This window comes from Rhizobium sp. 862_C5_N1_2 (assembly GCF_051811205.1).
Classification (GTDB): domain Bacteria; phylum Pseudomonadota; class Alphaproteobacteria; order Rhizobiales; family Rhizobiaceae; genus Rhizobium; species Rhizobium leguminosarum.
This window is the reverse complement of record NZ_JBPWPT010000001.1, coordinates 4,796,310-4,816,726: the sequence shown is the minus strand read 5'-3', so window position 1 is coordinate 4,816,726 and position 20,417 is coordinate 4,796,310. Positions and strand designations below refer to the sequence as shown.

General features: G+C 60.4%; 16 protein-coding genes and 1 pseudogene. 11 read left to right on the top strand and 6 right to left on the bottom strand.

The window, feature by feature from the left end:
* The first annotated feature begins 7 nt into the window (after positions 1-7).
* Positions 8-637, top strand: a complete 630-nt coding sequence (locus tag ACD590_RS23605) for a DUF6130 family protein (RefSeq protein ID WP_439003434.1) — start codon at positions 8-10, stop codon at positions 635-637.
* Positions 638-1,226: 589 nt separating this feature from the next.
* Positions 1,227-1,464, top strand: a pseudogene (locus tag ACD590_RS23600) (2Fe-2S iron-sulfur cluster-binding protein); the annotation flags it as partial.
* A gap of 15 nt (positions 1,465-1,479) precedes the next feature.
* Here ACD590_RS23600 and ACD590_RS23595 read toward each other — a convergent pair.
* The 3 genes from ACD590_RS23595 to ACD590_RS23585 form a co-directional block, all read right to left on the bottom strand.
* Positions 1,480-2,226 (bottom strand): ferredoxin reductase, encoded by a 747-nt coding sequence (locus tag ACD590_RS23595; RefSeq protein ID WP_439003433.1) that lies wholly within the window; start codon positions 2,224-2,226, stop codon positions 1,480-1,482.
* A complete protein-coding gene (locus ACD590_RS23590) occupies positions 2,223-2,834 on the bottom strand; it encodes a sulfite oxidase-like oxidoreductase (protein WP_439003567.1) in 612 nt (203 codons plus the stop codon). Before ACD590_RS23590 ends, ACD590_RS23595 begins: the two co-directional genes overlap by 4 nt.
* 1,412 nt (positions 2,835-4,246) lie before the next feature.
* Positions 4,247-5,146: a response regulator transcription factor gene (locus ACD590_RS23585; RefSeq protein ID WP_439003432.1), complete on the bottom strand. Its 900-nt coding sequence runs from the start codon at positions 5,144-5,146 to the stop codon at positions 4,247-4,249.
* Between the two features lie 468 nt (positions 5,147-5,614).
* Here ACD590_RS23585 and ACD590_RS23580 point away from each other — a divergent pair, with 468 nt between their 5' ends.
* The 3 genes from ACD590_RS23580 to ACD590_RS23570 all read left to right on the top strand — a co-directional run bounded on the left by ACD590_RS23580 (position 5,615) and on the right by ACD590_RS23570 (position 8,754).
* Entirely contained in the window at positions 5,615-6,247 is a 633-nt protein-coding gene (locus ACD590_RS23580) for a response regulator transcription factor (protein WP_439003431.1), read from the top strand.
* Positions 6,248-6,347: 100 nt separating this feature from the next.
* Complete coding sequence (locus ACD590_RS23575) at positions 6,348-6,716, top strand: response regulator transcription factor (RefSeq protein WP_439003430.1); 369 nt, start codon at positions 6,348-6,350, stop codon at positions 6,714-6,716.
* Between the two features lie 370 nt (positions 6,717-7,086).
* On the top strand, positions 7,087-8,754 hold the full coding sequence (locus tag ACD590_RS23570; protein ID WP_439003429.1) for an MASE4 domain-containing protein: 1,668 nt from the start codon (positions 7,087-7,089) through the stop codon (positions 8,752-8,754).
* 143 nt (positions 8,755-8,897) lie between these two features.
* Here the strand turns inward: ACD590_RS23570 and ACD590_RS23565 are convergent, their stop codons facing one another.
* Positions 8,898-9,119: a hypothetical protein gene (locus ACD590_RS23565; RefSeq protein WP_439003428.1), complete on the bottom strand. Its 222-nt coding sequence runs from the start codon at positions 9,117-9,119 to the stop codon at positions 8,898-8,900.
* Positions 9,120-9,765: 646 nt separating this feature from the next.
* Here ACD590_RS23565 and ACD590_RS23560 point away from each other — a divergent pair.
* Positions 9,766-10,050, top strand: coding sequence for a hypothetical protein (locus ACD590_RS23560; protein WP_028731783.1), 285 nt, complete (start codon positions 9,766-9,768; stop codon positions 10,048-10,050).
* Positions 10,051-10,310: 260 nt separating this feature from the next.
* Here the strand turns inward: ACD590_RS23560 and ACD590_RS23555 are convergent, their stop codons facing one another.
* Both ACD590_RS23555 and ACD590_RS23550 read right to left on the bottom strand, forming a co-directional pair.
* A complete protein-coding gene (locus ACD590_RS23555; protein WP_439003427.1) occupies positions 10,311-10,643 on the bottom strand; it encodes a hypothetical protein in 333 nt (110 codons plus the stop codon).
* A 59-nt stretch (positions 10,644-10,702) separates the two neighbouring features.
* Entirely contained in the window at positions 10,703-12,316 is a 1,614-nt protein-coding gene (locus tag ACD590_RS23550; RefSeq protein ID WP_439003426.1) for a GumC family protein, read from the bottom strand.
* A gap of 134 nt (positions 12,317-12,450) precedes the next feature.
* On the opposite strand from ACD590_RS23550, the gene ACD590_RS23545 reads away from it, so the two are divergent.
* The 5 genes from ACD590_RS23545 to ACD590_RS23525 all read left to right on the top strand — a co-directional run bounded on the left by ACD590_RS23545 (position 12,451) and on the right by ACD590_RS23525 (position 19,990).
* Positions 12,451-13,500 carry a glycoside hydrolase family 5 protein gene (locus ACD590_RS23545; RefSeq protein ID WP_028731786.1) on the top strand — a complete coding sequence of 350 codons (1,050 nt, stop codon included), beginning with the start codon at positions 12,451-12,453 and terminating at the stop codon, positions 13,498-13,500.
* Positions 13,501-13,502: 2 nt separating this feature from the next.
* Positions 13,503-14,783 carry a hypothetical protein gene (locus ACD590_RS23540; protein WP_439003425.1) on the top strand — a complete coding sequence of 427 codons (1,281 nt, stop codon included), beginning with the start codon at positions 13,503-13,505 and terminating at the stop codon, positions 14,781-14,783.
* Positions 14,784-14,829: 46 nt separating this feature from the next.
* The gene (locus ACD590_RS23535; RefSeq protein ID WP_028731788.1) at positions 14,830-15,846 is read left to right on the top strand and encodes an acyltransferase family protein; all 1,017 of its coding nucleotides are present in this window, start codon (positions 14,830-14,832) and stop codon (positions 15,844-15,846) included.
* Between the two features lie 210 nt (positions 15,847-16,056).
* Complete coding sequence (gene purU, locus ACD590_RS23530; RefSeq protein ID WP_018244360.1) at positions 16,057-16,941, top strand: formyltetrahydrofolate deformylase; 885 nt, start codon at positions 16,057-16,059, stop codon at positions 16,939-16,941.
* A 121-nt stretch (positions 16,942-17,062) separates the two neighbouring features.
* Positions 17,063-19,990, top strand: a complete 2,928-nt coding sequence (locus ACD590_RS23525; protein ID WP_439003424.1) for an aminotransferase — start codon at positions 17,063-17,065, stop codon at positions 19,988-19,990.
* The last annotated feature ends 427 nt before the right edge of the window (positions 19,991-20,417 follow it).

The following is a 20,417-nucleotide window of genomic DNA, read 5'->3' as shown; positions in this document are numbered from 1 at the left end:
GGACGTCATGTTAGCAGCATCACTATCGCCCACGCGGCGCGAACTACATGCCACCACGGGTGCCGCCGGGGTCATCAGCACGCCTCCGGGGACACTGCAGGCGGCGGGCGGCGACTCAATCCGCCCCTGCCGCGTCAACGTTCCCGAGTCGGAACTGACCGAATTGCGCCGGATTCGGCACGATGCCATGACCCTACTCATCACGACGCTTGCCGCAGTCGCGACAGGAGCCGTGCTCGCTACGAGCGCCTTCGCCCAGAGCGCGAGGGACGTCCGCGGCGCTTCACCGTTCGAAACACTCGAGAACGAACCCGCACCCAAACTGATAGTGGATCCACCACTTCCGGGCCCACTGGCCCAAGGCCTCTTTCAGGCCCAGTACCGGACGGAGAACGTGCACATCGTGCCGGTGTTTGGGGAGGGGGCCCTGAAGGCATCTCCACGCATCGGGCATCTGCATATAACCGTCGACGACCACGAATTCTTGTGGGCGGATTCGGGCAACACCAATACTGTCGACATTGCAGGGTTTTCGCCCGGCGATCACAAGGTGAAGATCGAGTTGGTCGACGCTAACCACAACGTCTTCGCCGGACAATCTGTGACGGTACCGTTCACTGTGCCTCCTGCAAAATAGGGAGACCGGCGTTCCGCTAATGCCCCGGAAACGGTGCCGTCGCGGGAGTGGTTGCATTTGGGAGTTGGCGTAGTCTCCGGGGTGCCAACCTCGAAGCATCCGGCGTTAGAGCGCCGGACAGGAGACTACGCCATGACGACAATGAATGCGGAGCCATTCATCCGGAGAAAATAAATTCATGATCGCTTGAGTTCACTCCCCAAGGGGAATTGCTTCCCTACAAGCTCCGCCGAGGCGCTCCTAAAGGCGAACCGTGGCGTAGCTGACTCACGTTCCAGCCGTCTGTGGCCATAGGCGCGGTGATACGTCAACGATGAGTATGGCGCAACGTGCTCGTTCTGGCAGCCCGATTGGCCGTAGGTGATGTGCCGGACCACCCAACCTTCCAGAAGACCTATGCCACACCCTCTCGTCGACGAGAAATGGCGGCAGGGGCGGGCTCTGTGGCTTGTGGGACCCAGGTCGAGGCGCGTAATTGGCGGGTTCCTACACATGCACATCCTCGGATTCTTTCGTCCCCGGCCGTCATCCCAAGCAGGCGAATCCCGTGGCGGCTTGCAAACTGCAGGGTTGTGCGTTGCTAGTAGGTGCGCTTTCGGATGTCGACGCCGGATGCGTTGCCGGGCAGACCGTGCTGCAGACGGCGCGCGCTTCGGGGGTCAGGATTCCCGCGGCCTTCGAATTTGGCCCGTGCGGAACCTGCAAGGTGAAAAGGTCTCCGGCACGTGGAGATGACCCACAATGGCGGCGTCCTCGATCACGAGATCGATGACGGCTCTATCCTCGCCTGCTGCTCGAAGCCGCTGTCGGCGCTCGAGATCGAAGCCTGCTGGACAAGCCGCTCACACCCCGTAGCGTTCGGTGCGGATGAGGCCGGCCGGGACGTCGGCGTCGATCAGCGCCTGGGCGGCGGCCGAGACGAAGGCGTTCCTGCCGCAGACGATGGCAAGCTTCGGCGGCTCGGGCAGCCGCGACATGGATTGCATCATCATCTGGGCGTCGATCCGCCGCGAATAGTCATCGGGGCGCTGAGCCGGCTCGCGCGTCAGCGTCAGCACCAGGTCAAAGCCGTCGCGGCGGTCGTCGAGCTTGATCAGCTCGTCGCGAAAGATCACCTCGTCCCAGATCCGCGCCGAAAACACCAACGCGACCGGCACGGAGGATTTGCGCGCCGTGCGGTGGCGCACCATCGCCATCAGCGGCACCACGCCGGAACCGCCTCCGACCAGGATGATCGGCCCGCCATCGCTGTCGGACCACACGAAGTGGCCGCCGAGCGGACCGCGCAGCTCGATTTCGTCGCCGACCGCTGCCACCTCGTGGAAGAAGGGCGAGACCTCGCCGTCTTCGAGCCGTTCGATCACCAACTCGACCGTCCCGCCGCTCTCGGGTGCGGAGGCGATCGAATAGGAGCGGCGCGCCTGATAGCCGTCCGGCGCCGTCAGCCTGACGTCGACATATTGCCCGGCCTGATGGGCAAAGGGTCGCGACAGCTTGAAGAAGAAACTGGTGACGCGCGGCGTACGCTTTTCGATGCGAATGATCTTCGCCATCTGCCAGGGCGATTGTGTCGCTGCTGCCTCGCTCATGGATCGTCCGTGTAGCGCTGCTCGCGCCACGGGTCGCCATAGATGTGATAGCCGCGCAATTCCCAGAAGCCCGGCTCGTCGTGCTCGGTGAACTGCAGCCCGTTCAGCCATTTGGCCGACTTCCAGAAATAGAGATGCGGTACCAGCAGCCGCGCCGGTCCGCCATGGTCCGGCGTGATTGGTTTGCCTTCATAGAGCAGCGCCACCATCGCCTTGCCGCCGGTGAGATCCATCGCCGGCACATTGGTGGCGTAGCCGTCGAACGAATGTGCCAGCGTGAAGGCGGTCGGCGGCGCGATGCCGGCATCGGCAAGGATATCGTCGACCAGCACGCCTTGCCATGACGTGTCGAACTTGGTCCATGCCGTCACGCAATGGATGTCACGCGTCATCCTGCTCAGCGGCAGCGCGTTGAACTCGACCCAGGTCCATTTCTTGAGCGGCCGCAGTTCGTGCTTGAGCGTGAACGACCAGTCCTCGGTGCGCACGCGGGGCGTCGGCCCGGCTGACAGCACGGGGAAACTTTGCTCGAGATACTGTCCGGGCGGAATGCGTCCATCCGCATCCGTCGGAGGTTTTCGTCCTGAAAAGAAGCCGCGGGTTACCATCGACACGATCCGTTGCTGCGGGTCGAAATCGACTGCGGCCAGTGTTCTCGAAGATATCCCGGCGGGCAACAGGAATCTTGGGCGAGGGGACTTGCAGCCATTGCCTTCTGCCGAGGCGATCTTCGCATCATCGCTGTTGCGTCCGACAGCGGCAGAAATCTGCATGGCCTTGCCGTTGTGCCAGACATTGAGCGTTTCCATGGCGCCCGGCGCGACGTCGGCGGCGGCACGCGAAAGGTCCTTCGGATCCATTATAGCACGCAATTGGATCGGGGGGATCCCTTGCGAAATCAGAATCCACGCGGCTGTACAAAAAGGTAGATGGTGTGCCGTCATCCGCGCCGGCCATCGAACACCAATAAAATACGCCATCGGGACTGTTCTTGATGCGGCTGTCTGCGTACGTGATCAGTTCGCCTGTCCCCTTGATGACGTAGCCTTCAGGCCGCTCTCCGATAGCATTATCAGCGACTTCTCGGCAATCGTAGCCGGAGCAACAGGAGAAGGGATAGGACCACCCCCGCGGCTGCGCAGCGGTTGGCAACGCGTCATGCGCCATCGCATCGGATGCCATGAGGAACACCCATACGCCAACCAGTGCAGCGGTGACTAGTGCGGCGGCGACCACGGCCAGCAGCGTCATGCCTGCGAACACGCCGCTGGGTGTGGGCTTGGTGCGGTCGTCAATGACGCAGCTGATATGACAACGGCAGAGCAGCCAGAGGTCACAGTCGACTACACAGTTTCTCGCCCCGACCATGACCGCGCGGCGCGCGTAGGCTGGACCGGGCCGCGCATGTACTGGAGCTCGAGCCGGTAGCGAGGTGCTACGAATTCGCGAAAGGCTGGCGCCGGCTGTGTGATGAGAGACCACAGTATCATGATGCGAACTCCTGTCCACATTCGGGTGCAACAGGCAGATAGTATCAATTTTGGAGTTCAATCTATTGTACGATGGTGTTGACAATACTTTGGCATCAACGGTGTTTTGGGCTTCCGCAACTGTCGAAAACGAGAAGGATCGGCTTGTCGACTAGCAAGGCGACCAAGCCAGCAACGGCGCCGCCTGACCGATCAGTCCAAGAGTCGATGCTACCGCGCACGCTAGATCTCTCGCGCCGCTCAACCGAAACGGGCCGAAAGACGCGATCACGTCATTTAAACCGCCCTGGGCAGGCAATACGCCCTCCTAGCTCACTGCTAATGTCAGGGTGGCGACGCGCGCACAATGTCACATCGCCGTTCTGGGTCTGTGCAGCGCTCCCGTAGAAGGCTAATTCGCAGCAAGGAAATCCTGACTTCTGACCGAGCGGTTGCCGACGTTGCCGCTGGCGACAATCGCCGGCTCGCTCAAATCAGCCCAATCGCCAGCTTCTTTCCTAGCGGCCGCCTGGCCGACGATCTTCGGCTGGTCAGTGCGCGAGGCCGAGCCTCGCGGCCATGTTCACTAGGTCGGGAAGAGATTTCGCTTCCATCTTGCGCATTACTCTGCCCCTGTGGGCCTTCACTGTGATCTCGCTGATGCCCAGCTCAAATCCGACCTGCTTGTTCAGCAACCCGGAGACGACCAGCGCCATGACCTGCTGCTCGCGGCAACTCAGCGATTCGTGCCGATCTTGCAGAGCACGCACCTCCAAATCGAACTCGAGCGCGGTTCTGCTGCGCTCCAGCGCCTCCTCGACAGCGGCCAACAGCACTTCGGTGTGGAATGGTTTCATAAGGAACTCAACAGCGCCTGCTTTCATCGCCTTAACAGTCATAGCCACATCGCCAAATGCCGTGACGAAGACGATTGGCGTATTCATCCGCTCGACAGAGACTAGACTTTGCAAATCAAGCCCGCTGATATCCGGAAGATTGACGTCCAGGATCAAGCAGTTCGGAACACTAGGTCGCGGGAGAGAGAAGAATGCCAGAGCGCACTCGAAAACTTTCGGGCACCAGCCCGCAGAGTGGATGAGCGATTCCAGCGATTCGCGGACGGATCGGTCGTCGTCGACCACGAACACGACCGGTTTGTCTTGCGACATAGATGGCCTAGCGTCAGCAGTTTTCGCCAACTGCATGCCTTGCGAAAAATTGTTGACAGCCTCCCGCCGGGGCGAGCGGGCCGCCGCCAGGCGCCGACGCAAATCTACAAGGGTCCCTTCTGAAAGGTTGATGCGTAAGGAAGGAATCGCGTTGTTTTCCTGAGCCGCGCCTGACCGGGCGTCGGCGGTGCGTTTGGCTGCCTTGGGAGCGAAGCCAAAAGCGCTGGTGGCTGCCCTATTCGCGAGGACGTTTCGCCGCCTAGGTTCGGAAAGGTTTTCCACTATGAGGCTCCTTAGTTCGGCATTCGGCAACCTGGCGGGGGGACAAAGGTGACGAAGTTTGCAGCCCCAGCCCGCAGAGCTGCCGCAACGCGGAGTTGCAGTTCACTAGTGACGCATTAGACTTCTTCAAAGAATTTGCTGGTATCCTAAGCTTCTGTGGCGGATTAGCTATCCAACACTCGGAGGGCATGCTCATATCAAAGTATGAGCGGGATAATACAGATCGCCGCTTTCAGTCGCGCCATGACGCAAACTCTCTGCGAGAGCATCAATGCAAACCTTGAGTGTTCTTGAGGTTTTTACGTGGGCGAACCTTGGCCTCAGGCAACTCAAGAATATTCCGCGCGGGTGGCGCAGATCGTTGTTGGCGGGGGCCGGGAAAGCGGCGCTCCGCCTAAAAAAATGAATCGACTCCGTCACACTTTCGTTTGATGCACGCTCAGAGTTCTGGCATGCTATCCAATAGCGATGCCGCGCCCCTCTGACGAGAAATCCATTGTTCACGTGGTCGACGATGACCCGTCGATGCGAGAAGCGTTGCAAGACCTTTTCCTTTCGATAGGTCTCGAAACGCGGACTTATGCAACCGCACAGGATTTCCTCGACACGCCCGTTCCGGATTCTCCGGGCTGTCTTATCATCGATATGCGCTTGCCTGACATTAACGGGCTCGATTTTCAGGCGCAGCTGTCACGGACGGGTGTTCATCTGCCGGTCGTGATGATGACCGGATTTGGCGACATTCCCATGTCAGTTCTCGCCATGAAGCGCGGTGCTGTGGACTTTCTCCCAAAGCCATTCAAGGATCAGGACATGCTCGATGCCGTGTTCGCGGCCATAGAGCGCGGGCGGCAGCAGCGCGCCGTCGATGGTGATGTTTCGAAAGTGCGGGAGCGATTTGAAACACTGTCGGCACGGGAGAAGCAGGTAATGCTACTGGTCACAGACGGAAAGATGAACAAGCAGGTGGCCGGCGACCTCGGAATCAGCGAGATGACCGTCAAAATCCATCGTGGCGCGGCCATGCGGAAGATGGGCGCGCGGACCTTGGCGGACCTGGTCCGGATCGCGGACGTGATCAACCCCAGGCGCCGGCCGTAGGCGCGGAGTAACACTCTCGTATAGGTTGCTTGTAGCGGCATCACATGCCAGTAATGGCGATCCGACTATTCGCCTTAGCTCAAATCCGTGGAAGGACGATGTGTCAAGAGAGTTCCTCATCGCGGTAGTTGATGATGACGAATCATTCCGCATGGCTCTCGTAGATAGCCTTAGTTCACTCGGATATGGGGCACGCGGATTTGCATCCGCGGAGGACTTCATCGCCTGGGAAGCGCGTGCGTCCTATAGCTGCGTCATTGCTGACATTCACATGCCTGGCTTGAGCGGACTTGATCTTGCCCGGCTGCTTACAGGGCGGCGGCGCGGTGTGCCTGTGATTTTGGTCACCGCACGTTCAAATCTGGGCATCGACGATCAGGCGGCAGCAAACGGCGCAACATGCCTGCTCCGAAAGCCGTTCAAAACGGAGGCGTTGATCGACTGTATCGAAAAGGCTCTCAAAGTCTGAGGAGTCCTGAGCGGCCGGCGAGCTCGCAAAAGGCCCGATCCCTACGGGCCGGCTTGTCAACCTTCGATACCTCCCGTTTTCAATAAGTCGACTAATGGCTATCCCCATTCGCTTCCGCCCAAAGACGGCCGCGATGCCTTTAGCGCGTCCTCTGCGCGCCTTCTGTCGTGGTACGCCGAATACATGGTGGCGGGAACAGTCCGCCAAGCCGCTGCCGTTATGAATAGTAGCTATGGTGTTCCTTGCAATTGGGGCGCAATGTGCAATGGCAAACGAGTGCGTTTGGCAACAAAGACTCTGCCCTCGTGCGCCCCGTGGACTGGGCGCGCGACCATGTGCGCGGCGGCAACGCCCCTAATGGGGGTCATCCATGTCATTGTCTACGGCGATTGTCTGTGTCCGTCCCCCAACTCCCGGTCAGCGCCGCACGGCGCGCGCTTTCCTGCTGGCCCTGCTCGTCATCCTTCTCGGCACATTGCCGTTTGCGGCCATCAAGCTGCCGGAAATCAACGCGATTGTACCGACTCTTGCCGCCGCCCTGTTTGTCAGCTACTGCGTCACCGCAGCTTTTCTGTTTGCTCAGTTCTCCGTTTTGCGCCAGTGGGCACTTCTGGTGATTGCGAGCGGCTACCTGTTCAGTGCTCTGATCGTGGTTGCACATGCGCTGACTTTCCCGGGTGCGTTCACGCCCACCGGCGTCCTGGGCTCGGGAATGCAATCCGCCGTTTGGCTCTACTGGTTTTGGCATTCAGGGCTGCCCATTGCCATCATCGGCTATGCCCTGCTCAAAAACACGGATCGTGTGGTGAACGTTCGCTTCACGCGACATGCCATCAGCTTGAGCGTCGCGGGCGTTCTTGCCCTCGTCATTGGGTTGTTCTGGTTCGTTACGCAGCATAACGATCTGCTGCCACTAACCAATATAGACGTTCATCCTGTCGGTCTGTTTCGTCGCATCATCGGCGGGGTGGTGGTCCTGGCGCTGGGCGGCATTGCACTTTCGTTGCTATGGCTACGCCAGCGGTCCTTGCTCGACCTGTGGCTCGCCGTCGCTTTGTGCGCGCTCCTGCTTGAAGTAGGCTTGGGCTCCGTCTTGAGCGCTCGCTACAATCTTACGTGGTATGCCGGCCATTTTTATCAGCTTGTGACAGCCACCATCGTAATGGTGGTATTGGTTGCAGAGATGGCACGACTGTATGACGGCCTCGCTCGTTCGAACACCATGCTGGATCAAGAGCGCTTGAGGCTGCAGCGCGCTATTGATGCGCAAAGCCGCGAGCGCGATGCCCGACTAATGACCGGCGACGCCGTTGCTGCCACGATTGCACACGAGGTGAAGCAGCCCCTTGCTGCTATGATAACGAGATCCGGCACCGGTTTACGCTGGCTCGATCGCGCGGTTCCCGATCTAGATAAGGCGAGAACGGAGTTTACGAAGATCGCAGCTGACGGGCATCGCGCGGCCGCGGTGATCGAGAGCATCCGGGCGAACTTCCGGAAGGATGACCGCGCCAGAGCTTCATTCGACGTCGACAAACTCATTGATGAAGCCATCGCTTTGCTTCAGGACGATCTGAAAAGTCACCGGATATTGGTCAAGGTTGAGCGAAACGCGCGGCTGCTGCGGATGATGGGAGATCGAATTCAGGTTCAGCAGGTGCTCCTCAATCTGATCACGAATGCGATTGAGGCAATGACCACTGTGGATGGTCCACGCGATCTCGCCGTTAGTTCAAATCCTCACGACGATGGGGGTGTAGTGATTTCGGTGGCTGACACCGGCATGGGGGTCGACCCGCAGGACCTGCAGAGGATATACGATCCGCTCTTCACCACCAAATCTCGCGGGATGGGAATGGGCCTATCGATCTGTCGTTCAATCATCCAAGCGCACGACGGTATGCTCTGGGTATTGCCCAACGCACCACGAGGCTCAAAATTTCAATTCGTTTTGGGTGCCAATATCGCATCTCCGTCGGCGGGGTGTGAGCCCTTGGAAGTGGAGACAACACACCGTTTGGTTCCTCCTCGAATGTAGGGCTCGGCTCGGGGTTCTAACTGCTTAACTCGGTCAGCCCACTCACGGATTCAACGGCGTGCGGCGGAAGCCCGGAGTATGCTATCGACCTGGTTCTGCCCTCGATGCAACGTTCGACCTGTCGGAGCGCCAAACCGAGCGCTTCAGAGCCTAGTCACCGAATGGTTTGGCTCGTCTTGTGTGGGCCGCAAAATTGCCAGCATATCCTGCATCGATACGTGCTCTTCGCTGTTAATCTCCGCCGTCCCCGCATCACTTTGCCCGCGCCACGGGAAAGTTGGTCTTTCGAAGTGCTCGCCGAACAGCTTCCGATCAATGCCCACTGATCGCGCCATGTCGGCGGCGCTCGTCAGCTTTGTTTTCATCGCCTTGCCTTCCTCCGACGGGCCGACCGCGCCTCGGCCTCGCGGGAAGGGCGCTCCGACTACGCGAAGGACCGGCCGCAGTCCTTCGTCTTCATGGCGCGCCGGAACCCGATCGAGGAGGCAGTTTTGACCAATTGGAGAATTGCCGCCCTCACATGGGAACCGGACGAAGTGCAGGAAGCACTAGCAGCATTTCTGGAGCGGCTAAACGCTATGGTTGCAGAGGTTGTGTGGCTGCTGCAGTTAAGAATTTGGATCAGATCGTTATGAGTCCGCGGCCTAGCATATAAGGCCGACACGATTTTAGTTTCGTTGGTATTTTTGTTGGCACACACAGAATTCACAGCAATGATAACTTAATTGTTTCAGAGACTTAGATCTATTTTTCGAGTCCTCTTCTGGCACCATTCCATTCTTGATCGCTACCAAGATCAAGGAGTTAAGCCTTTTCAACTAAAGTTGCGCAGGTGCCTTGCAACAAAGGCCAGTCGCGATGCGCGCAAGGGCTTGTTCGCTCAATAGCTCCCAAGAATTCTCCGAAGTCCTCATTTCTAGACGCTTATTCCCGCCGCTCTTGATAGCTGGCCTGCATTGACTCCCTCACCCCCAAATGCGAACATAAAGCGAACAAAATGGAGTCTTGCTGATGATCCGATACGCCGCACCCGCCGCCAGCCACCCCGAGCCTATAAAGGTCCGCGAGGTGTCAGCTGCCAAGCCGGCCATTGAAATACCGCCCCCCAAGCCGGTCATTGAGGTAGCCGCTGCGGCGCCTGCGGCCGGCCTGCTGCTGCCCAGCTCCGAGGCAGACGAGTTCGGCTCCGACACTCTGCCGAAAACCACCAAGCCAGCACGCCGTGCGGCAACAAAGCGCAAGTCCAAGGTCGTCAAGGCAGACGACGCTCCACTCCAGCTTAATCTGGAGACTTAGCCGCAACGATCCGACCAAGGTATGGCAGCGCCTGGGAACTCCCACCATAATCTATGTAGCACTTCGGAATCCCGAAGCGGGGGAATTTCGAGATCCCGAAGTGGGATTTTTTCTTTCTGCCGACGCGCTCGCCTTTGTCCGCAGCCATCGGCCGGCGGAATGGGTCCGGCGCCGCCCTATCCAGGTCAGCCGCTGTCTGTGCCGTCAGCCACTGGAGTCCACCACAACAGCGCGACATTGCAGCAGTCGGCCCGAAGCGTTCACCGCACCGGCTGATAGTGGCTGCGCAGCGGGACCTTGTCGTCCATCGAGATGAAGCCGTCGCGTTCGCAGACATACATCAGCGTCGGCATGCCGCCGGAGCGGAAGATCTCGTCGTAACGGCGGCGGATCTGCACGGTTTCGGTGCGGCAATTGTAGGAATCCTCCTCTTTCTTGTCCGGCTGCGCCTTGACGCCGGGAAGACCCTTATAGGGATAGAGGGGTTGAACGCCGGAATCGACGGATTTCGTCCAGTCGACGGCAAAGGCGGACGGTGGTGCGAGGCTCGAGACGGCAACGAGCGATATCAGAAGCATCATCAACAGCCGCATGGGAACTCTCCTGCCGGCAATTGGCCGCTCTTCCGATGTAGGAAAACCGACGACCGTCATCAAGCGGCCGCAGCGGGGGACTTCCTGAAATAACTTCTGATGACGGGATGTCCGAAGAGACCGGCAAGGATCGCAGAACCGGCGCCGATGACGAAACCGGCGAGAAAACCGCCGATGACGCCGGCAACCAATAGAATCGTCTTTCCGGGACCGTCTCCCTTGACCGGCGGCTCGGCCGGCGAAATGACGCGAATGTTACTCTGGTTGAAGTTCTGCTCCTCGCTCGTCTGGCCAGAGCGTTTCAGCACCGTCTCGTAAATATCGCGCGCCGCCGTCGCCTTGCGCTGCAATTCGTTCAATTCCACCTGCTTGTCGGAGGTACTCGCCTGCAGCGCCTTCTGCACGGCAAGTTCCTTGGCGATGCTGTCCTCGGCCGCCTTCGCCTGCTCGTATTCGCCCCTTGCCGAGGTGGCGAGACGCTGCAATTCACCCTTGATTTCGCCTGATATGCTCTGGAGCGACGAGCGGGCCGCCTGCAGGCGCGGATGACGCGTGCCCATCTGGCTTTCGAGGCTGCCGACGGCGGCGGCCTGGGTGGCATATTGCTGACGCAGGCTGACCAGCGGCGAGGTGACGCCGCCCTCCGCCTGGTTTCCGGCGACGATGTCCTCGACGCGGAGATTGGCGACGGCATCGGCGCGCGCCTTCGCCTGGATGGTCTTTTCCTGTGCCGTCACCAGCATCGTGTTCAGCGAGACGAGCCGCTGGTCGGAGATCAGGTTACCTTCTGTCGCGGCCATGTCGTTGTCGGCGCGGAAGGTTTCGACTGCCTGTTCGGCCTCCAGCACCTTCTGGCGCAGGTCGTTGAGGCGTCCATCAAGTGTCGAGGAGGTGTTTTCGTAAATGCCGTTCGAGGCGCTGTTCTCTTCCTCGGTGAAGGAGGTGACGACCTGGTTGGCAAGCCTTGCGGATTTTTCGGGATCATTGGTCGTGGCGGCAAGCGAGACGACATAGGTGCCGGCCTCACGGGTGATGACCAGCGCCTTTTGCAGTGTGCCTATCACGGCGGCGCCATCCGTGCGGCCGCCGGTGAATTCGGGATCCTGGTCGAGCTTCATGGCTTCAGCGACGCGCCGCAGCACATTGCCCGAGGTCAGGATCTGCACCTGGCTATCGATCAGCGCCGAGATCATTTCCGGCGAGGGACCCGAAGATTGCGCGCTGGTATCGGCAAGGCCGATCTGGCGCGGGTCGAAATAGAGGCTACTGACGGCGGTGAATTTCTGGGCGATGCGCGGCGCCACCGCCCCGCCTGCCACAGCTCCGAGAAGCGCCAGGCCCAGCACGATCAGCCGTCGGCTCCAGATCGCGGCGATACTCGAGCGGAGGTCGAGAAGTGGTGCGGCGGGCGCGGATGCTGCGTTCGACGGCGCTTCGACGACAGGTTGTTTTGGAAGCGGCGGCGGAGGTGCCGGACGCTCATATTGGCGGGTTTCCGCAATACTTGCCGGCGGCACGAAAGGGGGCGAAGCGGGTTCGGGCGACGGCCGGACGAAATCCTCCGGGCGGATGACGGGACTGCGCATGCGCACGCCTTCCGGCGCAGTCTGAGATGGCTCAAAACTGCGCCAGCCAGGGAGCCGGCTTACCCTGTTCCTGTCATACTGGTTCATACGCGCACTCGTGTCCCGCCCAGCGTGAAAGACTGAAGCCGAGGTGCTGATACTTTAGAAATTCTTAGCTAACGGACCGTTAAAATAACTTCAGCGACGCCGACGTTGCGATTGCCGCGATAGCGAGGATAACCATGAGGACGACACGACATCTGACAGCGCTGCTGCTTGCGGCCGCTCTCACCCCGTCGCCGGCCCTTGCGGCTGGGGCTCCCTGTTATCGCGGCGTCAATTTGTCCGGCGGCGAATATGGCGAGCGCGGCGGCATCTATGGCACCAACTATACCTATCCCGGCGAAGACACGATTAGCTATTTCGCCAAAAAGGGCATGACGATCATCCGACTGCCCTTCCGCTGGGAGCGGCTGCAGTCCGCGCTCGGCGGGCGGCTCGACGAGGACGAGCTCAAGCGGCTCAAAGATACCATCGGCCTCATTCGCAAACACGGCATGGCGGTTCTGCTCGACCCGCATAATTTCGGCTATTACGACAAGACCCAGGTCGGCACGGCGCCGGCAACGGATGCCGCCTTCGGGGATTTCTGGGCAAGGCTCGCCGTCGAATTCGCCAATCAGGACGGTGTTCTCTTCGGCCTGATGAACGAACCGCACGACATCAAGGCGACCGACTGGCTGGATGCCGCCAATGCGGCGATCCGCAGCATCCGCGCCGTCGGCGCCCGCAACCTCATCCTCGTGCCGGGCACAGCCTGGAGCGGCGCGTCAAGCTGGGAAAAGGATGTGATCGGCGGCGCTAATGGCACGGTGATGCTCGGTGTGCGCGATCCGCTCGATTTCTACGCCTATGAGGTCCACCAGTATCTCGATGCCGATTCCTCCGGCACCCATCCGACCTGCGAAGGCTCGACTGCTGCGGTCGAGGCGATCGCCGGGGTGACCACCTGGCTGAAGCGGAACCACAAGCGCGGCTTTCTCGGTGAATTCGGCGCCTCCGACGACAAGGACTGCATGAGCGGGTTGACCGAAATCTACGCCACCATGACTGATAATAGCGACGTCTGGCTCGGCTGGTCCTACTGGGCGGCCGGCGAATGGTGGCCGGCGGACGAGCCCTTCAACGTCCAGCCGCGCAAGGGCCCCGAGCGGCCGCAGATGCGGCTTCTTGCCGAGGCGGCAAAAGCCGATACCGGCACTTGCTCCGCCGTCAAGCCTGCGGGGAAATGAGCATGGCAGTCGCCGATCACAGGACAGCGACATTCACTGTAGCCGGCAACCGGCTCGATGCTGCCCGCGGGGCATCACGCACCGATCATACGGTGCTCTGGCTCGGCCTGCTCTCCGTGCTCTACAACGGCATTCTGGCCTTCATCAACCACAACATCGTGCCGCTTTCGATGACGCATGTCGCCGCCAGCGAAGGCCTGATCATGGCGAGCGCCATCATCTACATCCTGCACAAGGGGATCTACGAGACTGACCTGCCGGCCTTCCTGTTCCTGCTGTTCACGCTCATCGTGACCATCTATGTCAGCGTGCTCAACCGCATGCTGTTCATCGATCACTTCCGCAACGTGCTGATCATCTTCTGCTTTACCGGGCTCGGCGGCTGGAGCAACGAGAAAACGATGAAGCTCGCCTTTCGCTGGGCAAGTCTTGCCGTCATGATCTTCCTGATCTTCGAGATCATCAGCGTGCCGTTCTATGTCAGCATCGTCCACCCGTCCGATTATTTCGCCAATACGCGTGGGCTGCTGCCGCTGAGCTACAACACGACGGGCCTCTTTCAGAACGCGCTCGGCTTTCCCGAGCGCTTCTCCTTCGGCATCATCGACCATCGTTCTTCCTCGATCTTCCTCGAACAGGTATCGCTGGCCAATTTCTGCGGCGTGATCGCGGTCTACCTGATTTCGATGTGGGAGAGGCTTGGCCGCTGGGACCGGTTGCTGATGATCAGCACGGCCGTGCTGATCCTGGTGACGAACGACACACGCACGATGCTGATCTTCTGCTTTGCCTGCATCGTCGGCTACTTCGTCTTTCCGAAGATCCCGAAGAATTTCAATCTGGCGCTGATGCCGCTGATCGTCGCCGCCGGCTTCCTCGTCTACGTGATGAAACCCAATGCGACGGGCGACAATTTCACCGGCCGCATCAACCTGACGATGAAGAAGATCATGGAGCTCGATCCGCTTGCCATCCTTGGACTTTCGGTCGACCGGGTCGCCGAATTCGCCGACAGCGGCTATGTCTACCTGATCTACGCGGCGACGATCTTCGGCGTCATCGCCTTGTGGATGTTCGTCTGCCTCTTTCCCGCCGGGCGCACGGCGGCGCAGCGGCGCTGCGCCCATTCACTTTCTCTTTTCATTTTTCTGAATATGATGATCGGGGGAACCGCGGTCTTCTCGATGAAGATCGCCGGTCTCCTATGGTTCGTCGTCGGATATATGCGCTTCCACGACAGCCCGCGCATCCGGCAGGGTCGTCCGGCAGATGTATTGAGTTGACCGCAGCGGCGCCTGTCCGCGCGAGCCCGAGGGAGCAAGACGCTCGATGCTTGTCCAGCTTCAATATCTGCGCGCCATCGCGGCGCTGATGGTCGTCTATTTCCACGCGATATTGCAGCTTGCCAAGGTCAATCCCGCGGTCGACGCCACCGCCTTCATCTATGGCGAAACCGGCGTCGACATCTTCTTCGTCCTGAGCGGTTTCGTGATGTGGCTGACGACGAGCGGACGCGCGATGAGCCCGGTCGATTTCGCCCGGCGGCGCATCAAAAGGATCGTGCCGCTCTACTGGCTGGCGACACTGTTTTCGGCGACTGTGGCGCTGGTGGCCCCGTCATTGTTGAAATCGACGGTGTTCGACCTGCCGCATCTCATTGCCTCGCTGTTCTTCCTGCCATGGGCCAATCCCGCCGATCCCAGCACGATCACGCCGGTGGTCGTTCCGGGCTGGACGCTGAATTACGAAATGTTCTTCTACTTGGTCTTTGCGCTTCTGCTGCCGCTGCAGGAAGTTCGCCGCATCCCCGCGATGTTTGCCGTCTTTGCCGTTATCCTGATCACCTGCCGGCTGCTGCCGGAAACGACTGTGAGCCGGTTCTACCGCGAGCCGATCATGCTGGAGTTTCTCGCCGGTGTCGTGCTCGGCTGGCTCTACGGACAGAAGGTCCTGCTGCCGAACCGCTGGGCTTGGGCGGCCCTTGCCATCGGCTTCGCCTTTCTCTTCATCAACGAGGCGCTGATGCCGCCGGAAAGCCGGTTCTACGCCTGGGGTATTCCGGCGATCTTCATCATCTACGGCGCCGTCTCCATCGATTTTTCCAGGCTGCCGGTTGTGGGATGGCTGAACTACCTCGGCGACTGCTCCTACAGCATCTATATCACCCACGCCTTCACGCTGGCTTTTCTGAGGGTCGCCGCCGATCGGCTGCCGATCGGCATCCTGCAGCAGCCCGTGCTCTTCGTCATCCTCTCGCTGGTGCTCTCGTCGATCGGCGGCTCAATTATCCATGAGATCACGACGCCTCGCCGGAAAGCGGCCGTGGCGAGCCGGCCGCCGGCCTAAAGCGCGTCGAAGGCGAGAATACGCATCCAAGCGGCGCTGACGGTACAGTTTTTCGCGCAACTTCTCCTAAGCTTCAGACTTGGCAAATGAGAGAACTTGCAGAAACGTGATGGTTTCTCTTGCAATTTGTCGCATGAATGAAAGTGCGCCGGCCTATTCGCGGCCCGGGCTTTGATCTAAGCACGGCGGCGGCCTTGGAGAGGGAAAGACATGACAAGTTACGTATTGACGGTATCCTGCAAATCGACACGCGGCATCGTCGCGGCGATTTCGAGCTATCTGGCAGACAAGGGCTGCAACATCGTCGACAGCTCGCAGTTCGACGATCTCGATACCGGCAAGTTCTTCACGCGAGTGAGCTTCATCTCCGAGGAAGGCGTGCCCCTTGCCGAACTCAAGGAAGGCTTCGAGCCGATCTCCAAGCGGTTCGCCATGGATGCCGAGATCCATGACGGCAACGCCCGCATGAAGGTGCTGTTGATGGTGTCGCGCTTCGGCCATTGTCTCAACGACCTGCTCTACCGCTGGAAGATCGGCGCACTGCCGATCGATATCGTCGGCGTCGTCTCCAACCATTTCGATTACCAGAAGGTCGTGGTCAACCACGACATCCCCTTCCACCACATCAAGGTGACGAAGGAGAACAAGCTGCAGGCCGAAGGCCAGATCATGGATATCGTCGAACAGACCGGTACGGAGCTGATCGTTCTCGCCCGCTACATGCAGGTGCTTTCGGATGCGATGTGCCAGAAGATGTCTGGCCGGATCATCAACATCCACCATTCCTTCCTGCCGAGCTTCAAGGGCGCCAATCCTTACAAACAAGCCTACGGCCGGGGCGTGAAGCTGATCGGGGCGACGGCGCATTACGTCACCGCCGATCTCGACGAGGGCCCGATCATCGAGCAGGATACAGCGCGCATCACCCATGCGCAGTCGCCCGACGACTATGTGTCGATCGGCCGCGACGTCGAAAGCCAGGTGCTGGCCCGTGCCATCCACGCCCATATCCATCACCGCACCTTCCTGAACGGCAACCGCACCGTGGTCTTTCCGGCAAGCCCCGGCGGCTACGCCTCCGAACGCATGGGTTGAGCGCCGCCTAAACCTTGCATCTCTTTTGCTGGCGAATGACAATCTCCCGTTGCCTGCCGGCGGCAAGTACTTGATTATCGCGTTCAATAGGTAATCGAATCATGCTGCGGGAGGGGGTGTCATGACCGACGAGGCGCTTGTTGATCGCATGGCGCTGCCGCGTCCCGACGTCACCGCTAGCGACGCGGAAGAGATACTCCTTGCTCATTACAGCCTATCCGGCACGCTTACCGAACTCGGCAGCCAGCAGGATCGAAACTATCGCGTCGATAACGATCGTGGCCGCTACGTCCTGAAGATCTGCCATGCAGCCTACGAGACCCGCGAGCTCGAAGCGCAGAATGCGGCGATCCGTCACCTCAAAAGCCGGCAAGATGCGCCGCGCGTTCCGCAGGTGATCCCCACTAATGACGGGCGGGAGATCGTCGTCCTGACCGTGCGCGGGCGGGGCTATCAGGTCCGGCTGCTGGAATATCTGGAAGGCCAGGGGCTGACAGAACTGACGTATCTGGCACCGGCCTCCGTTGCGGCCCTCGGCGCGCTCTGCGCCAGGCTGGCGCTGGCGCTTGCCGATTTCAACCATCCCGGTCTCGACCGCAGCCTGCAATGGGATCTCAGGCGCGCCGGGCCGGTCGCGGTGCAGCTGCTGTCCGCGATCACCGACAGTGCGGCGCGCGACCGGATCGCCAAGACCATGGTGATGGCCATTCGCCGCATCCAGCCCTTGGCGCCATCGCTTCGGCTGCAGGCCGTGCATCATGACGTCACCGGCGACAATGTCGTCGGCCACCGCGACGCCCGTGGCCATACTATCCCCGACGGGGTGATCGATTTCGGCGACATCATCCGCGGCTGGCTGGTCGGCGACCTCGCCGTCACATGCGCTTCGCTGCTGCATCAGGCGGATGGCGACCCTTTTTATATCCTGCCAGCCGTCACCGCCTATCAGGCGATCTATCCGCTGACCGAGGAGGAGCTGAAGGCGCTCTGGCCGTTGACCGTCGCGCGCGCGGTCATTCTCGTCGCCAGCAGCGAGCAGCAGATTTCGGTCGATCCCGATAATGACTATGTCCGCGGCAACCTCAAGCACGAGCGGGCGATCTTCGATACGGCGATGTCCGTTCCCTTCGAACTCATGGAAGCCGCGATCCTCAAGGCGGCCGGCGCAGACGTTGCCGCCCCGGAAGCATCGGGATGGCTGCCGTTGCTGCCGGACATCGATCCCGCCGGGATCGCTTATGTCGATCTTGGGGTGCGGAGCCCGCATTTTTCTGCCGGCAACTGGCTGAATACCGACATGGACTGGCGGCTGCTTGCCCGCGTGGCAACGGAAAACGGCATCGCAGCGACGCGCTATGGCGAATATCGGCTTTCCCGCGCGAGCTTGGGAAATGCGACGGGACAGGCAACCTGCGCCCTGCATATCGACATTTGCCTCGCGGCAGGCAACGCGATTGCTGCACCCTTTGCCGGCCGCATCGGCTGGAAGGACCAGCATCTGACGCTTGCCAGCGACAGCATGACCCTGCATCTCGATGGGCTCGATCTCTCGGTCGAGGATGGAGCTGAGGTGGCCGCCGGCGATCCGCTCGGCACGGTTTTCGGAGAGGCTGCGTCGCTCGGCGGGTTGCGCGTCCAGCTTTGCAGCGTCGCAGGTCTCGAACCGCCGCTTTTTGCCACGCCGCGCACGGCCGCGGCCTGGTCGGCGCTCTGCCCCTCACCCTCGCTCCTTCTCAGCCCGGAAGCCGATGCACCGAGATCTGATACCGCAGAACTGCTCGCCAGGCGGCAGGCGCATCTCGCAAGGCCGCAGAAGAGCTATTACGCGGCGGCGCCGCAGATCGAGCGCGGCTGGCGAGAGCATCTGTTCGATGTCGAGGGCCGCGCCTATCTCGACATGGTCAACAACGTCACCATTCTCGGCCATGGCCATCCCAGGTTCGCGGCAGCGATCCACGCCCAATGGCTGCGGCTCAACACGAATTCGCGCTTCCACTATGCCGCGATCACGGAATTTTCCGAACGCCTCGCTGCCCTGTCGCCGGACGGGCTCGACGCGGTCTTCCTGGTCAACAGCGGCTCGGAGGCGAATGATCTGGCGCTTCGGCTGGCGCAAGCCCATAGCGGCGCGCGCAAAATGCTCTGCCTGCTCGAAGCCTATCATGGCTGGTCGGCGGCGAGCGACGCCGTCTCCACCTCGATCGCCGACAATCCGCAGGCACCGACCACCCGGCCGGACTGGGTGCATACCGTCGTTTCGCCGAACACCTATCGCGGCGACTTCCGTGGTCCCGATACGGCAGCGGATTATCTCGGCATGGCGACGCCGGTGCTGGAGGCAATTGATGCTGCGGGCGAAGGCCTTGCGGGCTTCATCGCCGAATCGGTCTACGGCAATGCCGGCGGCATTCCGCTGCCGGACGGTTATCTCAGGGAAATCTACGCGCAGGTACGCGCTCGCGGCGGCCTCTGCATCGCCGATGAGGTGCAGGTCGGCTATGCCAGGCTCGGGCATTATTTCTGGGGCTTCGAGCAGCAAGGGGTCGTGCCTGATATCATCACCGTCGCCAAGGGCATGGGCAACGGCCATCCGCTCGGCGCCGTCATCACCACGCGGGAGATTGCGCAATCGCTAGAGAAGGAGGGCTCTTTCTTTTCCTCCACGGGCGGCAGCCCCGTCAGCTGCATCGCCGGCATGGCGGTGCTCGACATCATGGCCGAGGAAAAGCTGCAGGAAAATGCCCGGACAGTCGGCGATCATCTGAAGGCGCGGCTCGCCGCGCTGATCGACCGTCATCCGATTGCGGGCGCCGTGCACGGCATGGGCCTCTATCTCGGCCTCGAATTCGTCCGCGACAGAACGACGCTGGAGCCGGCGACGGAAGAGACGGCTGCAATCTGCGACCGGCTTCTCGAACTCGGCGTCATCATGCAGCCGACCGGCGATCACCAAAATGTGCTGAAGATCAAACCGCCGCTCTGCCTCAGCATCAACAGCGCCGATTTTTTCGCGGACATGCTGGAGAAGGTGCTCGAAGAAGGCTGGTGACACAGGGCTTCCAGCATTAACCAAATCGGTCATTTCGAGGCATGTCGATTTTTAATGAAACGGGCCATTGCCTGATACAGCAAGGCTTCCTATGTCTGCCGCTGTGATCGATCGAACTTCCGATTCTGTCATGCGAATTTAACGAAGGACTGATATGTTTCTTTCTGTAAGTTCGGGCTACGACGGAATGAATTTTTTCAGATCGTCGATATTTTGACACGTTTCGGAATATGTTTCCGATAGGCTATCGGGTAATCTCTACGACGATAGTAGATTATTGAAGACAGCCATCACCGGCCCCGGGCTGTACCGGGACCTCTCAAGTGCAACGCCAACACAAGGAACGAGCATGATAGACATCGATATTCTCGCCGATCTCCTTGGGCGATCTGTGCTTGGCAATGACCGTCCGGGCGCCCTCTCCCGC

Excerpts from the sequence above, each read along its gene's own strand:
- ACD590_RS23590 (WP_439003567.1), bottom strand. The coding sequence starts at position 2,834 with ATGGTAACCCGCGGCTTCTTTTCAGGACGAAAACCTCCGACGGATGCG.
- ACD590_RS23570 (WP_439003429.1), top strand. The coding sequence starts at position 7,087 with ATGTCATTGTCTACGGCGATTGTCTGTGTCCGTCCCCCAACTCCCGGT.
- ACD590_RS23560 (WP_028731783.1), top strand. The coding sequence starts at position 9,766 with ATGATCCGATACGCCGCACCCGCCGCCAGCCACCCCGAGCCTATAAAG.
- ACD590_RS23535 (WP_028731788.1), top strand. The coding sequence starts at position 14,830 with ATGCTTGTCCAGCTTCAATATCTGCGCGCCATCGCGGCGCTGATGGTC.
- ACD590_RS23525 (WP_439003424.1), top strand. The coding sequence starts at position 17,063 with ATGACCGACGAGGCGCTTGTTGATCGCATGGCGCTGCCGCGTCCCGAC.
- ACD590_RS23565 (WP_439003428.1), bottom strand. The coding sequence starts at position 9,119 with ATGAAAACAAAGCTGACGAGCGCCGCCGACATGGCGCGATCAGTGGGC.
- purU (WP_018244360.1), top strand. The coding sequence starts at position 16,057 with ATGACAAGTTACGTATTGACGGTATCCTGCAAATCGACACGCGGCATC.
- ACD590_RS23595 (WP_439003433.1), bottom strand. The coding sequence starts at position 2,226 with ATGAGCGAGGCAGCAGCGACACAATCGCCCTGGCAGATGGCGAAGATC.
- ACD590_RS23540 (WP_439003425.1), top strand. The coding sequence starts at position 13,503 with ATGGCAGTCGCCGATCACAGGACAGCGACATTCACTGTAGCCGGCAAC.
- ACD590_RS23550 (WP_439003426.1), bottom strand. The coding sequence starts at position 12,316 with ATGAACCAGTATGACAGGAACAGGGTAAGCCGGCTCCCTGGCTGGCGC.
- ACD590_RS23580 (WP_439003431.1), top strand. The coding sequence starts at position 5,615 with ATGCCGCGCCCCTCTGACGAGAAATCCATTGTTCACGTGGTCGACGAT.
- ACD590_RS23605 (WP_439003434.1), top strand. The coding sequence starts at position 8 with ATGTTAGCAGCATCACTATCGCCCACGCGGCGCGAACTACATGCCACC.
- ACD590_RS23545 (WP_028731786.1), top strand. The coding sequence starts at position 12,451 with ATGAGGACGACACGACATCTGACAGCGCTGCTGCTTGCGGCCGCTCTC.
- ACD590_RS23555 (WP_439003427.1), bottom strand. The coding sequence starts at position 10,643 with ATGCGGCTGTTGATGATGCTTCTGATATCGCTCGTTGCCGTCTCGAGC.